Origin of the sequence: Vibrio chagasii (genome assembly GCA_041879415.1) — a bacterium.
In the GTDB taxonomy this organism is placed as follows: domain Bacteria; phylum Pseudomonadota; class Gammaproteobacteria; order Enterobacterales; family Vibrionaceae; genus Vibrio.
Genome location: CP090851.1, coordinates 2,894,634 through 2,910,068 on the forward strand (window position 1 = coordinate 2,894,634; position 15,435 = coordinate 2,910,068).

General features: G+C 45.4%; 10 protein-coding genes. 7 read left to right on the forward strand and 3 right to left on the reverse strand.

The features are described 5' to 3' along the window. Positions 1–80: 80 nt before the first annotated feature. Complete coding sequence (locus L0991_13010) at positions 81–860, reverse strand: class I SAM-dependent methyltransferase (GenBank protein XGB62294.1); 780 nt, start codon at positions 858–860, stop codon at positions 81–83. Between the two features lie 138 nt (positions 861–998). Next, positions 999–4,121, reverse strand: coding sequence for an EAL domain-containing protein (locus L0991_13015; protein ID XGB63902.1), 3,123 nt, complete (start codon positions 4,119–4,121; stop codon positions 999–1,001). Between the two features lie 125 nt (positions 4,122–4,246). Between L0991_13015 and asnC the strand changes: the two genes are divergently transcribed. Continuing rightward, positions 4,247–4,711 (forward strand): transcriptional regulator AsnC, encoded by a 465-nt coding sequence (asnC, locus tag L0991_13020; GenBank protein ID XGB62295.1) that lies wholly within the window; start codon positions 4,247–4,249, stop codon positions 4,709–4,711. Positions 4,712–4,779: 68 nt separating this feature from the next. On the opposite strand, the gene prlC is transcribed toward asnC, so the two are convergent. After that, the gene (prlC, locus tag L0991_13025; GenBank protein ID XGB62296.1) at positions 4,780–6,822 is read right to left on the reverse strand and encodes an oligopeptidase A; all 2,043 of its coding nucleotides are present in this window, start codon (positions 6,820–6,822) and stop codon (positions 4,780–4,782) included. Positions 6,823–7,100: 278 nt separating this feature from the next. Here prlC and L0991_13030 point away from each other — a divergent pair, with 278 nt between their 5' ends. The 6 genes from L0991_13030 (at position 7,101) to L0991_13055 (ending at position 15,150) form a co-directional block, all read left to right on the forward strand. Continuing rightward, positions 7,101–7,940, forward strand: coding sequence for a 23S rRNA (adenine(2030)-N(6))-methyltransferase RlmJ (locus L0991_13030; GenBank protein XGB62297.1), 840 nt, complete (start codon positions 7,101–7,103; stop codon positions 7,938–7,940). A 187-nt stretch (positions 7,941–8,127) separates the two neighbouring features. Further along, complete coding sequence (gene gorA / locus L0991_13035) at positions 8,128–9,486, forward strand: glutathione-disulfide reductase (GenBank protein ID XGB62298.1); 1,359 nt, start codon at positions 8,128–8,130, stop codon at positions 9,484–9,486. 97 nt (positions 9,487–9,583) lie between these two features. After that, entirely contained in the window at positions 9,584–10,909 is a 1,326-nt protein-coding gene (locus L0991_13040; GenBank protein XGB62299.1) for a site-specific integrase, read from the forward strand. Continuing rightward, on the forward strand, positions 10,902–12,650 hold the full coding sequence (locus L0991_13045) for a hypothetical protein (protein XGB62300.1): 1,749 nt from the start codon (positions 10,902–10,904) through the stop codon (positions 12,648–12,650). The genes L0991_13040 and L0991_13045 overlap by 8 nt, the downstream gene beginning before the upstream one ends. After that, positions 12,650–14,695 carry a hypothetical protein gene (locus L0991_13050; GenBank protein ID XGB62301.1) on the forward strand — a complete coding sequence of 682 codons (2,046 nt, stop codon included), beginning with the start codon at positions 12,650–12,652 and terminating at the stop codon, positions 14,693–14,695. Before L0991_13045 ends, L0991_13050 begins: the two co-directional genes overlap by 1 nt. Next, a complete protein-coding gene (locus tag L0991_13055; protein ID XGB62302.1) occupies positions 14,692–15,150 on the forward strand; it encodes a hypothetical protein in 459 nt (152 codons plus the stop codon). The genes L0991_13050 and L0991_13055 overlap by 4 nt, the downstream gene beginning before the upstream one ends. The last annotated feature ends 285 nt before the right edge of the window (positions 15,151–15,435 follow it).

Sequence of the window (15,435 nt, forward strand, 5' to 3'; positions counted from 1 at the left end):
TATACATCCGTAACGCGACTATCGCAAGTGTTAAATGGCAATTTATCGTATTTATGACGGGAAATTTTCTTAGCACATCGCTAAGTCATTGATGCTTTCACATACACGTCAAAACGGTTCTTTTTGGTTTCAATCGCCATACTCGGTTTTTGCTCATCTAACCAAGCCGCATAATCGGGTCTTTTGACTACAACTCGCTTTGATGCGAGCTTCATCGCAGGTGCCAATAAAGCATCCGCATCTAAGTCTGCACCGACCAAAGATTGGAATACGCGCATCTCTTTTTTGACTAGTGCCGATTTCTTTTTGTTCTCTGGGTGTGGGTACATAGGATCTAGATACACTACATCCGGTTGCTCAAAGCTAGGGTCGTCACTGAGCTTATCCAGCGCATCATGGCTTGAAGCATGAATCAACTTCATACGTTCGCTAACCCAACCACCGATATCAGGGTCTTGCTGCGCACGCTGTAATCCATCATCAAGCAACGCTGCAACAACAGGGTGACGCTCGACCATCTGCACCTTACAACCTAGAGAAGCCAGTACAAATGCATCGCGCCCTAGGCCAGCCGTACCATCAAGAATGGTTGGCGTAGCGCCTTTATTTAAACCTGCCGCCTTGGCGATAGCTTGGCCTTTGCCACCACCAAATTTACGTCGATGACCAACCGCGCCGCCAACTAAATCAACGAAGATAGCGCCTAACTTGGGCTCGTCTACTTTGCGCAGCTCAAGTCGCTCGCTAGTCAGCACCAAAGCAAATTCGCTGTTTTCATCGTGAGATAAATTCCAACGAGTCGCTAAGTCATTCAGATGATCGATTTGGGTAGCATCTTCGCAAATCAGTTGTAATTGCAAGGTCGTCTCCAACAGACAGTAGTATTCAAAACAAAAGAGGCAACCAGTTTACCTGATTGCCTCAACAATACATATTAGCGGTGCAAACTATTAGCACCGAAAATCACGAGATTAAAACAAGGCTGTACACAGGCCTAGTTAGTTTGCGTTTTCTAACGCTCGTTCTTGCTGAAGTTCATCAATCAGCTCAGCAAGCGGCTTAGGTCGACCAATGATGTAGCCCTGTGCATAGTTCACGCCGAGTTCAATCAGCTTGTCGATGATCTGGGTGTTTTCAACGAACTCGGCCACGGTGTGCTTACCCATCTGCTTGGCTAGATCATTGATAGAGCGAACCATCACATGGTCCATCTCATTGACATCAATATCGCGCACGAACAGGCCATCGATCTTAACGATGTCGACTGGCAGCTTCTTCAAGTAACCAAACGACGATAACCCAGACCCGAAGTCATCGAGCGCAATCATGCAGCCAAGGTCTTTGATTCGAGTGAAGAACTTGATCGCCTGTTTCATGTTACTCATCGCCGCTGTTTCGGTGATCTCTAAGCAGATCTTATGACACGGAATCGACGAGTTGCTCAAGCTTTCAATCAAGAACTCAACAAACTCTCGATTGCCCATCGAGTGGCCAGAAAGGTTGATAGAACACATCCCTAAATCATCAATCAGGTGTGGGCGTTGCTCTAACCAACTCAATGTCTGACCGATCACTTGGCGGTCAATTAAATGCGCGATGTTGTAGCGCTCGGAAGCAGGCATGAAGATACCCGGAGAGATGTATTCCCCATCCACATTCTTAATCCGCACCAAGATCTCGAAGTGCATCTTGTCACTGTCTTCATCTAAGCCAAGAATACGCTGTGCAAACAACTCCAGGCGATCATTGGCTAGAGCTTCATGCACTAGGTTAACGCACTCCATCTCTAGGTGACGTCGACGTAAATCTTCATCATCTTGATGGTAAAGGTGATAGCGGTTACGCCCTTCCTCTTTAGCCGCATGACACGCCGCATCTGCCTGAGCGTGTACCATTTGTGGCGTTGCGGCAGTATGGTCGATCAATCGAATGCCGATAGAGCAGGTTAAGTTAAGTCGGATGTCATCCCACAAGAATGGATTGTCGCCCATCATCGAGATAATACTGCGACACACATTCACCGCGTCTCGCTCAGTACAGTCTTTGATGAGTACCGCAAACTCGTCCCCACCCATACGCGCCAATACCGCATTGTATGGCAGTACCTCTTCCAATAACTGCGCGCTAAACAAGATCGCAGCATCGCCCGCTTCATGCCCCGCGGTATCGTTCAGTACTTTCAGTTGGTCTAGGTCTAAGAACAGCATTGCGTGAGTGCGCATGTGGCTCTCAACCTCTTTGAGTGCCTTCTGTAGCTCTTGCTCAAAGTGGTTGCGGTTAAAGGTATCAGTCAGCAAATCATAGCGCGCCTGATACTCCAACTTTTCAGAAAGCTCATGTGTCTCGGTGATGTCCTCACCGACAATCAACAACTGATCAGACTCCACCAGCGGACGAATATTTTCTCGAATCCAGATCGTGCTACCATCAGCATGACGATATTCAATATCACGACGCCATACACCACGAATCTTGTGCTGTGGCTGCAACAAGATATGACGTGGAATCATCGCGTTTTCATCGACATAGAACTCTCTAGGACGGTGACCTAAAAGTTCATCCAGTGGGTAGCCAAGCAGCTCTTCGGCAAACTGGTTCACTTGTTGGATGCGGTTATTACCGTCCAAGGTAATCATCATCACTGGTTGCTTGTCGTAATAGAGTTTTAGGTTCGCTTCACGTTGGAACAGCTTATTCTCAGCCAGCTTGCGTGAAGTGACATCACGAGCCTCAAACAAGAACTGAATATCGCCTTCTTCGCTGCCCGGCATCGGCTTCAGTGAGATATCCAATACCATGGCACCGCGATCTCGACACCAAACCTCAGCTTCAAAGCGTAAAGATGGGTGATCATCTCGCTCAACAAAATACTCTTTCAACACCTCACTGGCAGAATCTTCCCAGTGCTGATGCTCTTGCAAAGGTGTTCCTAACTTATAACCTTGATTGTAGAGCAGCTCATGCAGCTTGCTGTTACTCGACAGCAATACACCACCTTTGTCGATAATGCCCATAAACTGAAGACTCTGGTCGAATATCGACTCCAACAGTCGCTGGCTTTGGCGGCTTGCTCGTTCGCTCTTCTTGAGACGATTGAGGTAATACACCAAGGTGGCGATCACGCATGACATACCAAGGAACATTAAACCAATGGTGCGAATTTCATCGCGATAGCGCATCAGGAAAGGCTTTGGCTTGTTAAGAAACGTTACTGCAGCTTCGTTCTCTGCGCCTAAATCCCAACGCGATATTTGTTGATAGTCGAGTTTAATCTCCGGAGCACCTGCGACCACAGGAGGCAACGGATCATTGGGGTTCGCCAACACCTGCAACAAAACGCGACCAGTGTTACGCCCTTGAGTTTCACCGCTTTGAATCACACCGCCAATGGCCCCAAAACCTAGGCCTAAGTCGTGCACCATATAGAGTGGCATTTGCGTTTTTATGTTCAGCTGACGCCAGTCTTCATCACTACTCACATCACCTTTCGCATCTCGGTAATACGCCCAAAACAGCAAACTTTTCCCTAGGTCTGCTCGCTGAGAAAAAGTCGTCAGTTCTTGGTATGAGTCTGGAACATAGTGTTCAATTAAGTCTGCAAAGTTAGGATTTTTTTCAATGAAAAGATCGATTTGCGCGCGAATAGCCTCACCAGTCACCGAGTGATCGGTCACCATATAAACCTTTTTCACGGTCGCTTGAAGACGCTTAATAAGTTCGATGTTACCAACCAGATCGATGTCTTCAGTGATGCCCGTGGCGTTCAAACCTTCGATCATTTTAGGAGAAAAGTTATTGATGCCACCAAAGATGACCGGGGTTCCATTGAGATCTGACGCTAAACGCTTCATCAGATTAAGAGCGTTGTTATCACTCACCACAACCGCCGCAAACTCTTCGTGCATCAATTTGGTGTGATAAAGCTGGTAAACACGCTCGAGGTATTCAGGGTTTTGAGAGCGTTTGCTGTCGAGGTAAACGACGCGGTAAGACAACCCGTCGCGATCGAGTTCTTCGGACAATCCTTTATGGAAATCATCCGTCCAGAAAAAACCTTGATGGTAGGAGTGGATCACCAATACATCTTTTGTCTGCGCCGAAGCCAATACGCTCCAACACATCGCAATAAATAACACCCAAAATCGCACTGAATTCACCCTAACATCATTGTTGCTGCTAATATTATCACCCTTGGCTATGATATGTACTCTAGCCAATATATTTTCATTAAATCTAAGGGTTAAGCATGTCCACAACTACCGCTCGTCTCGATGACCTAGACCGTGCCATTCTGAAAACCTTAATGGAAGATGCTCGTACGCCTTACGCCGAGATGGCCAAGCAGTTTGACGTAAGCCCCGCGACTATTCACGTCCGCATCGAGAAAATGAGATCGGCCGACATTATTGAGCGCACCGAGGTGGTGGTAAACACGAAAAAGCTAGGTTACGACGTATGTTGCTTTATCGGCATCAACCTTAATGCAGCCAAAGATTACCACTCGGCAATCGCTAAGCTGAATGCCCTAGATGAGGTGGTTGAAGCCTACTACACCACTGGTGCGTACAATATTTTCGTTAAGTTGATGTGTAAGTCGATTGAAGAGCTGCAGTTCGTCCTGATCGATAAGTTGCAGGCAATTGATGAGGTGCAGTCGACCGAGACGCTAATCTCACTGCAAAACCCAATCAATCGTAATGTGAACCCATAGCCGCTTGATAAACAGATACAAAAAGAGCCTCACGAGGAGGCTCTTTTTACATTCTGACCAGTACAATATTACGCGCTGATACCAGCGTGGCGCAGCATCGCATCGATTTGTGGTTCGCGGCCACGGAATCGTTTGAACAACTCCATAGGCTCTTCACTGCCACCCATTTCTAGGATGTTATTCAGGAAGCGGTTACCCGTTTCAGTGTTGAAGATACCCTCTTCTTCAAATGCTGAGAACGCATCTGCCGATAGCACTTCAGCCCATAGGTAGCTGTAGTAACCCGCGCTGTAACCACCAGCGAAGATGTGGCTAAAGCTGTGTGAGAAACGGTTCCAATCAAGACTTGGTAGTACCGCCACTTTAGACTTCACGTCAGCCAGTGTTTCAAGTACGCGCGCACCCACTTCTGGGTCGTAAGTGGTATGTAGCGTAAAGTCGAACAGACCGAATTCTAACTGGCGTAAAATGAACATCGCTGATTGGAAATTCTTCGCCGCTAGCATTTTCTCTAGCATCTCTTTTGGTAAAGCTTCGCCGGTTTCGAAGTGACCAGAAATGAACGCCAATGCCTCTTCTTCCCAACACCAGTTTTCTAGGAACTGACTTGGCAACTCAACCGCATCCCAAGGCACACCATTGATACCTGCAACCGCGCCTGCTTCTACTTGAGTCAGCATATGGTGGATACCATGGCCAAACTCATGGAACAGAGTCACAACTTCATCGTGGGTAAACAATGCTGGCTTGTCGCCAACCGGTTTATTGAAGTTACACGTTAGGTAAGCAACTGGCGTTTGTAGTTCTCCAGCAGCGGTAATACGACGACCACGGCAGTCGTCCATCCATGCTCCGCCACGCTTGTGTTCACGAGCGTACAAATCTAGGTAGAAGCTACCTCGCAATGTGTCATTAGCATCAAAGATATCAAAGAAGCGTACCGACTCATGCCATGTGTCGACGCCTTCACGCTCTTTCACTGTCATACCAAATACACGATTCAGTACTTCAAACAGGCCCGATACCGCTTTCGATTCAGGGAAGTAAGGGCGCAGCTCTTCATCTGAAATTTGGAAAAGGTGCTGTTTCTGTTTTTCGCTGTAGTAAGGGATATCCCAAAGTTCTAGCTCAGACACACCAAACTCTTTTTCAGCGAACTGGCGCAGTTCTTCCACTTCACGCTCACCTTGAGGTTTCGCTTTCACCGCTAAATCATTTAAGAAGCCCAGAACCTGATCTGGCGTCTCTGCCATTTTAGTTGCCAGCGACTTCTCACTGTAAGTGCCAAAGCCAAGCATTCGCGCGATCTCATGACGCAATTTAAGCTGCTCGGTGATGATCTCTGTGTTGTCCCACTTGCCTGCGTTTGGACCACGGTCTGAAGCGCGAGTAACGTAAGCTTCGTACAGCTCTTTACGTAGCTCTTGGTTATCACAGTAAGTCATTACTGGTAGGTACGATGGGATATCTAAAGTCAGTAGGTAACCTTCTTGCTCTTTAGCCTCTGCCGCCGCTTTTGCCGCAGCCAGTGCTGATTCAGGCATGCCTGCCAATTCAGCAACATCAGTCACCTGCTTGCTCCAACCCATAGTTGCATCAAGTACATTGTTTGAGAATTGAGAACCCAGCTCAGACTGACGCTTGCTGATCTCGCCATAGCGGTGCTGCTCGTCAGCGGGTAAACCAATGCCTGATAATTCGAAATCACGCAGTGCATCGGTAATGGTTTTTTGTTGAGCTCGATTTAATCCAGAGAATGCTTCGCTCGCCTTGATCGCTTTGTACGCTTCAAACAGACCTTTGTGTTGACCAACCCAGGTGCCGTACTCAGACAGCAGAGGTAAACAGCTTTCATACGCTTCACGCAGCTCGTCGCTGTTCACAACCGAGTTCATGTGGCTTACTGGTGACCAAACACGGCCTAAACGATCATCCACTTCTTCAATTGGAGCAACTAGGTTGTCCCAGCTTGGTGAAGTATTACCTTCAAGTACTTGTTCTATCTTGTTGCGACACGCTTCGATCACTTGCTCAACCGCTGGCTTAACGTGCTCAGGTTTGATTTGTGAAAACGGAGGTAAGTCCGTGAAGGTTAATAGCGGATTAGACATATAAACATTCCTTTGGCGTTAGAGACTTTCGTCTTTTTTGTAATGAGGTCGTCTTACAGTCATCAGGCTAAGCAGCGCCCTAAAAAATCACCTGCGAATAGTTATTAAATAGTGCCCATAAAGGCAAATTTCAATAGTAGAACCAATAACTAACTGCAGATAGCTGACGACTGTCCCTGAATTGTTCGAGAATTTATGGTCCATTGAGGGTTATAATAATCAGATTAACCCACCTACACTAACCACACTCTAAAACGAGAGTGTTACGAGAGTTTAATTTGTTAAGTTATCGCCACAGCTTCCACGCAGGCAACCATGCCGACGTAGTAAAGCATATCGTACAGAGCCTTATTCTTAATTCTTTGAAACAGAAGGATAAGCCTTTTGTTTACCATGACACTCACTCTGGTGTAGGTCGTTACGACTTAACGCATGAATGGTCTGAAAAAACCGGTGAATACAAACAAGGTATCGCTCGCGTCTGGGAACAGCAAAATCTTCCTGAAGACATTCAAAGCTACCTTGAGTCTATCTCAACACTAAACAACGGCGACAAGCTGCGCTACTACCCAGGCTCACCACGTGTTGCACGTGCTCACCTACGTGACCAGGACCGTATGGTACTGACCGAGCTTCACCCAGCTGATCACCCGCTGCTTGAGCAAGAGTTCCACCGCGATCGTCAGGTATCGATCTACAAAGAAGATGGCTTTAAGCGTCTAAAAGCAAGCCTGCCGCCAAAAGAGCGCCGCGGCTTAGTACTGATCGACCCACCGTACGAGCTTGCAAAAGAGTACCGTGATGTAGTGACCGCCATTGCTCAAAGCCATAAGCGCTGGGCAACGGGTATCTACGCAATTTGGTACCCAGTAGTGAACCGTTGCGACATCGAAGACATGATCGAAGGCTTAGAAAGCTTGGGCATCAACAAGATTCTACAGATCGAGCTTGGCGTATCACCAGACACCAACGAGCGTGGCATGACAGCATCAGGCATGATTGTTATCAACCCACCTTGGAAGCTAGAAAGCCAAATGAACGAGATTCTTCCATTCTTGAAGGAAGCTATTGCACCAGCAACCGGTCACTACAAAGTAGAGTGGATCGTACCTGAGTAATCTCGACACCACATCCAAGCTCAAAGAGCAGCCAAAAGACTGTGATGTGGACGAATAAATTTAAAACAGGGAGATTGAGTTCAACCAATCTGCCCTCAATATAATAATTAGACAATTTTAGAATCTATAGGACGTAGGTATCCAGTGTGCTCACTGTGACTACAACCCTCAATAAATGGAGAAAGTAATGGCGACTCATTTTGATTACATCTGTATCGGTGGCGGCAGCGGCGGCATCGCATCAGCAAACCGCGCGGCAATGCACGGTGCAAAAGTTGCACTTATCGAAGCTCAAGACCTTGGTGGTACTTGTGTAAACGTTGGTTGTGTTCCTAAAAAGGTAATGTGGCACGGCGCTCAAGTCGCTGAAGCGATCAACCTATACTCTGAAGACTACGGCTTTGATGTTGAAGTGAAGAATTTCAACTGGAGCAAACTGATTGAGAACCGCCAAGCGTACATTGGTCGTATCCACCAATCTTACGATCGCGTTCTCGGTAACAACAAAGTAAACGTAATCAAAGGTTTTGCTAAATTCGTTGACGAAAAGACGGTTGAAGTAAACGGTGAACACTACACAGCTGATCACATCCTGATCGCTGTAGGTGGTCGTCCAACGATTCCAAACATCCCAGGTGCAGAATACGGCATCGACTCAAATGGCTTCTTCGAGCTAATGGAGCAACCAAAACGCGTTGCGGTTATCGGTGCAGGCTATATCGCGGTTGAGATCGCAGGCGTACTAAGCGCACTTGGTACAGAAACACATCTGTTCTGCCGTAAAGAGTCTCCGCTACGTAGCTTCGACCCAATGATCGTTGAGACATTGGTTGAGGTAATGGAAGCAGAAGGTCCAACACTTCACACGCACTCTGTGCCTAAAGAAGTAGTGAAAGAAGCGGATGGCACACTGACGCTACACCTAGAGAATGGCAACACTCAAAACGTTGACCACCTAATCTGGGCTATCGGCCGTCACCCAGCAACTGACGCGATCAACCTAGCATCAACGGGCGTTGAGACAAATGACCGTGGCTACATCAAGGTAGACGAGTTCCAAGCGACTAACGTTCCTGGCATCTACTGTGTTGGTGACATCATGGAAGGCGGCATCGAGCTAACTCCTGTAGCGGTTAAAGCAGGTCGTCAACTTTCTGAGCGTCTATTCAACGGTCAAACTAACGCGAAAATGGACTACAACCTAGTCCCTACTGTTGTATTCAGCCACCCACCTATCGGCACAATCGGTCTAACGACTCAGGAAGCTGAAGAGAAGTACGGCAAAGACAACATCAAGGTTTACACATCTGGCTTCACTGCGATGTACACAGCAGTAACCAAACACCGTCAACCTTGTAAGATGAAACTAGTGTGTGCTGGCGAAGAAGAAACAGTTGTTGGTCTTCACGGCATCGGCTTCACGGTTGATGAGATGATTCAAGGCTTCGGCGTTGCAATGAAGATGGGCGCAACCAAAGCAGACTTCGACTCTGTTGTGGCAATTCACCCAACGGGCAGCGAAGAATTCGTTACCATGAGGGGTTAGTGTAGGAAAAACATCTTACACACGTAAACAAATCTGGAAAATAATCAATCACTGTCCATACTGTATACATGGGCAGTGATATTTTTCAGGATGATTTATGACTTACCTTGTACACTCCAGCGATGTTTTCAAAGAAACTGAGCTACAAAAACTGGACAATGGTACATTCCATTGCCTCCCTTCCAATGACAATATCGGTTCGCTGCCAACCCTCTTTTCGCAAGATGGTGTATTCAATCACGAAGCCAATAGCTACCTGTTTTATCTCAAGGCTGTAAAGAAAGCAGAAGATTTATCTCCTTGCGCACAGGCTCTACGTGCCTATTACCAATTTCTTGAGGACAAGGAACTTCGCTGGGATGGATTCCCACCAGTAAAGAGGCTCAAACCGACTTACCTATACCGCTCTCACCTGCTCAAGCAAATAAAGCAAGGCGAGCTTGCATACAGCACTGCCAGTGTTCGTATGAACCAAATCGTCAATTATTATAAGTGGCTAATGCATGATGGTTACTTACGCGTAAAGAGTGAGAAGGAAGCTCCATTCAAAATGGAGTTCGTCTCTGTTCAGAATCGTGGGATGCTTGCCCACGTCTCTCCAACTTTCATTGTTGAGACCAGTGATTTACGCATAAAAGTACCGAGGGATGCAGATAGTAGAAACATCAGGCCACTATCCCCCTTAAGCCGTGATGCTCTTGGTATTTTAACGCAGTACCTTCCACAAACGTCTGAAGAGTTGCGCTTACAAGCCTTGCTAGCGACTGATACAGGCATGCGGGTTGAAGAAGTAGCAACCCTAACACTAGATGCGTTAGATACTGCAACTCCACTTGCTGAGAGTCAACATCGCTTTGAAATTCTGTTATGCCCCCGCTCTACAGGCGTACAAACCAAGTTCCTAAAAACTCGGACTGTCGAGATTTCATCGGACTTGCTCCAATCATTGAATGAGTATCGAGTTTCAGAACGCCGCCTTAAGCGTGTTACTAGGCTTAACGAGAAAATCGAACAATTACAAAGCGATGCTGTCAGCTTTACCCAAAAGACCATTGAAATACTAGAGCGTTGTGATCGTCACGAACCACTTTTTGTTAGCCAACAAGGTAATCCTGCTACGGGTAAATCCATTGAAGCTCGATGGATTGAGTTCAGGGCAGAAATAAAACGGGCAGAGCCATCATTTGCCCATCGCTTCCATGATTTACGTGCCACTTATGGCACTTATCGACTCAATGATATGTTAGCGGCGAATTTGCCCGTAACTGAGTGTATGGAGCTGCTAATGAGCTGGATGGGACATAAAGACGAAAGTACCACTTGGAAATACTTGCGTTACTTAAAACGCAAAGAAGCCTTCAAGGTGAAATTTGGCATCCTTGATAGCATCATGCACGAAGCGCTAGGAGATGACGATGAGTAACCTCACTTACCTAAGTAATTGGAAGCCTGAGCTATGCATTAATCTAAGCATTATGGGTGAAAATTGTCTCGCCGATTTCAATCGTTTTTTCTTCAAAGGGGTTCCTAAAACTGAGCGGTTACAACGAGGAGAGCAGTTTGAAGATGCTGGTCGAAAAAGTTTCATCTTTCAGCTAAAAGACCGATTTGATGAAAAAATTGAAGAAGGTAGTAGCAGTTGTTGGCTCCACTCCATATTCTTGGAAACCTCTAGGTACCTCAAGTTATGCGACGCAATTAATTCGCCAGCATTTACCCAAAAATCACTTGAACAGTATATGTCTAAACTGCAAAACAACGTCATGTTGGGAGTACTAAAGAGCAGTACATATAAGATAAAGCATAGCAAAATGAACGCACTCTTTACGCAGTATCTAGAGTTACCACATAGCTACTTTGATAATGTAGTGATAATGGATAGCAGAGATACTGAATCTTTTGAATCGTATACGCGCAGTGATTTAAACAAACTTCTCCCCTTTTTAAGACAAGTCTTCAAACAGACTTACAAGCAGTTTATCGAAGCTCCTGACAAACATATTAATGCATGGAGAGTCGTTCCTACGATGACATTTGAGTGGAAAGGCGAGGTGTATCCTTTGTGTGCCGGTATTTCAAAAATGATGAGTGCAGCTACATATCTTTTGGCGTATTACACCTATACTAACACCAGTAATTTACTTCAACTAAAACAACCAAATAACGCTTCAATGTCTACGGGGGAAGCATGGTACACCATGCCAGCATTCAAGCGTCGTGCTTTTAAAACTATCCAAGTTGAGATGGGAGCTCATGAGTTGGAAGTACCCAAATATGCATTAGATTTTTTCGATAAGCTAATTAATGCTTCAAAAATAATAAATGCAAATAACGACGCCACACTGATCCAAACAGTGACCTTCCAAAAAGCAAAACCCTTAACATCGAGAACACTACAAGCCTTCACAAAAATCTGGGTTGAAAAACACTTTAGCTTTACCGACCAACTAGGACGACGATTACGTCCTGTCATTAGCCGTTTTAGAGAGACAGGCTCTCAATTAACCTCATATCATCAAGGAGAAATGATTAATAACCTCATGCTTAACAACACGCCCAACACCCGCAGACGTCACTACAGCGAGGGAAATAAGCAGATAAATAACGGCATGATGCAAGATACGCTGTTAATTCGGGAGGAGCAGATCAAGAGCGGGGTTAGTACTCAGCAAGCACAAGAAAACCTCAATATTAAGGTACTGGTCATAGAGGAAGAGAACAAGATTAACCATCCCAATTTGAGTCGTACCTCGAATGGTGGTAGCTGCGCTGCCCCATTCGGTGAAAAGTCACGAAAGTATACCAAGAAAGCTCAAGCGCAAGGGCTTACCAAGAAGGGGGAGCGATTAGCCTGTGCCGACCTACTGGGGTGCTTTGGCTGCCCTGACCAAATCATTGTGCAGTCGGTCTCAGATATCTGGTGTCTTCTCTCATTCAAGGCCTGCATTGAGGAGTCACTTTACCTTCATTTAGATGCCAGCCATTACCGAAAAAACTTTGAGGATATCGTGCAGTTCATTAAGCAAAAAATACTGCCGAACATCAATAAGCGGTTATTGAGGCAGGCAGAAACCAAGCTCGACGATGATGGCTACCACCCCGCTTGGGATGACAGTGATTCCGTTTTAGGGTTAATTCCAAACTCAATGGCCGAGGTAGGATAGTGGATACATCTAAGCTCTATTTACCCGATTTTCCACAGCAACATAAAGTTGAAGACGTTGACGTAGTTACACTCTGCCATGAGGGACGATTTGAAGAGTTAGATGCAGTCGTCATCTGCAAAGACAAAAAGGGCAACGTTACTGCTACCTTTGGGCAAAACAATTGGGATTGCTTTCCTTTCTCTCGAAAGAAAGATAAGAACAATCTAAACACAAAGGAATTTGAATGTGCTCCTAAATTACAGCGAGAACTTAAGTTGCTGACTTTTGGCTGGTTATTCAATAAAAGCCCTAAACAAAAAAAAGCAGTAAAGTTCTCAAGTGTTCGCACTCGACTAAGTAGTATAAAGGTAGCTTATAGTTTCTTGATGGAGAGTAACTATAATTCATTGAAAGATCTTGGCTCACCTGTTGTTTGGGCTGAGTTTGAGCGCTTCTTGCAAAAATGTAGCTATGCCCAAGGAACCATCGAGTCTACTTTCGTGGCAATAAATACCGCCATAAATGATGAGTCATGGCACAAACTTGAGCTTGGCCTTAATCCAATAAAGTCAAATATTGAAGCAAGACGGATAAATTCAAATGAAGCACAACAAACTCTTGTTATACCTGGACGTCTATGTGATGCCATTTATGGAAAGGCTATAGAACTGATCAATAGTGCTCACCCACATAGACAATTGATTTTAGATATTGAGAAGTCTCTACAGCATAACTATGACGAGGGGGTGCGTAATCTTGAAGAAAAAATAAAGCAAGGGAACCGTTATTCCTTCATGGGTGAAGATGGTAGCTTCGATAAACGAAAATACATTTCCGCAGCTCAAGAGTTACAACCCCGCAAAGTTAAAGACCTTGTCGAACCATTAGCCACTAAAATACCAAGTATCAAGTTAAAAAATGGAATGGACTTTAAACGCTACTGGGGTCAACTAACCAATGCTTGCTATATTATCTGTGGCGGTTTTAGCGGTATGCGAGATTCCGAAATCGATAAACTAACACCTAAAAGTTATTACAAAGATAACTTTGAAGGGCGTGACTTCCACATGCTGCAATCTCATACTTTTAAGTTAGGGCATAAAAGAGAAACATGGGTTACCGCTTCATCTTCTAAAACTGCAATAGAGTTAATGACCACACTAACTGAAGAATGGCGGAAGGAAGTTAGTTATCCAGATAAAAAATACAAAGACTCTATTTGGGTAAATAAATCATACCGCTCCAAGCCCCCCACATTAATTACAGGCTGGAATCACCGACTACAGCGTTTTTGTAAGCAGTTCAATTTCATTGTAACTGAAGAGGATTTTGCAGAATGCCTTGAGTCAAACCCTCACGCATTCAACCGTGTAAAAAAAGACGTAACAGTTGGAAATCCATGGCACATAACAACTCATCAGTTTAGGCGCACTTTGGCCTTTTATTGCATTAAGAACCGCCTAGGGACATTAGTAGCGCTCAAACAACAGTTCAAGCACTTATACCTCGCGATGACCGAGTGGTATACCAATGGTGGGAGGCTGGCGAGCCTACGGGATCTGAAAGTTGACGAGCAAGTGCAAAAGGCACTCGATGAAATTAATGCTGAAACCACCACAAATAAAATCTTTAAACAATGGCACTCAGATGAAAAACTATCGGGCACTTATGGCAAAGCGATCATGAAAATGCGAGGGGATGTACCGACTATTTATAGCTCATGGGATGTTATCTATAAAGCCGTAAAGGATGGTAAGTTGACACTGCATGGTTCAATGCATAGCTATTGCAAATCTGGTTATGACTGCGATATGAACGGTGTGGTCGCCCCCCAATTCTGTGTGGACTGTGGGTCTGGTAGCAGCATCATAGATGAACAGCAAGCCAAGTGGTGGCAAAAAAAACATCGTCGTTTAGTGGCCTACATGAAGTCGGATGAAGATATTTCAGTCAGTGAACAGAGCCACTACATAACTCAAGTAAGGGCTGCTGAAAAAGTCATGGCTGACTTTGATATGCCCTTCACGCCTTTTGAACCTGATTTGAAGGTAGCGAATTTATGAGTAAGAGCGAAAATACACGACTAGTATTAGAGGCTGCCCTAGAACGAATTAAACAAGGCAAGCCTAAGCGTATCCCTACTCACCGTAAGCTCAGTGTGAGAGCTGTAGAGGAAGAAGCTAACCTAGGTAATGGCAGCGGCTATTATTACCCTGAGTTTGTGGAAAAAGTTAAGCAAACCAAAGCTGAAATTGCGACAGGCAAAGGTGAAATAGTCCAACCAGAGATCCAGACTGTACGCACCAAGCTCAAAGAGCAAAAGCGCATCAAGGATAACTACAAGGCCAAGTACGAAGCAGAACGCAAGAAGCTAGCTCTTTTTGCAGCGGCACAGCATCACTTGAACGACAAGCTAGTGCAGGCATTGGCTCGTATTGATGAGTTGGAGTATGAGAATGCGGATCTTCGAGAGCAGCTTGCAACATTAAGACGAAGTCAGGTGATATCTATCAAATAGACATATCAATATTCGTTGAGTCACAACAATTGTCAAATGAGGCCAACTATCACAAAAGCCATTAAAACAGGTATATATGCCATTGATGGAGAATTATACTGACCTGAAATATGAAATTCGTTCAGTATAGGATTCACAATGGCATCTAGTCAGCAAGACTTCGAGCAATTTGTTCGATGGCTTCACCAACCAGACAAAAATACACCTAGCAGCGTGCGTAAGCTAGCAAATCTTGTTCTTCGTAATTTTGACGAGCTATCTCAAACTACGCGACACCGAAGTAGC

Excerpts from the sequence above, each read along its gene's own strand:
- L0991_13040 (XGB62299.1), top strand. The coding sequence starts at position 9,584 with ATGACTTACCTTGTACACTCCAGCGATGTTTTCAAAGAAACTGAGCTA.
- L0991_13045 (XGB62300.1), top strand. The coding sequence starts at position 10,902 with ATGAGTAACCTCACTTACCTAAGTAATTGGAAGCCTGAGCTATGCATT.
- asnC (XGB62295.1), top strand. The coding sequence starts at position 4,247 with ATGTCCACAACTACCGCTCGTCTCGATGACCTAGACCGTGCCATTCTG.
- gorA (XGB62298.1), top strand. The coding sequence starts at position 8,128 with ATGGCGACTCATTTTGATTACATCTGTATCGGTGGCGGCAGCGGCGGC.
- prlC (XGB62296.1), bottom strand. The coding sequence starts at position 6,822 with ATGTCTAATCCGCTATTAACCTTCACGGACTTACCTCCGTTTTCACAA.
- L0991_13015 (XGB63902.1), bottom strand. The coding sequence starts at position 4,121 with ATGTGTTGGAGCGTATTGGCTTCGGCGCAGACAAAAGATGTATTGGTG.
- L0991_13055 (XGB62302.1), top strand. The coding sequence starts at position 14,692 with ATGAGTAAGAGCGAAAATACACGACTAGTATTAGAGGCTGCCCTAGAA.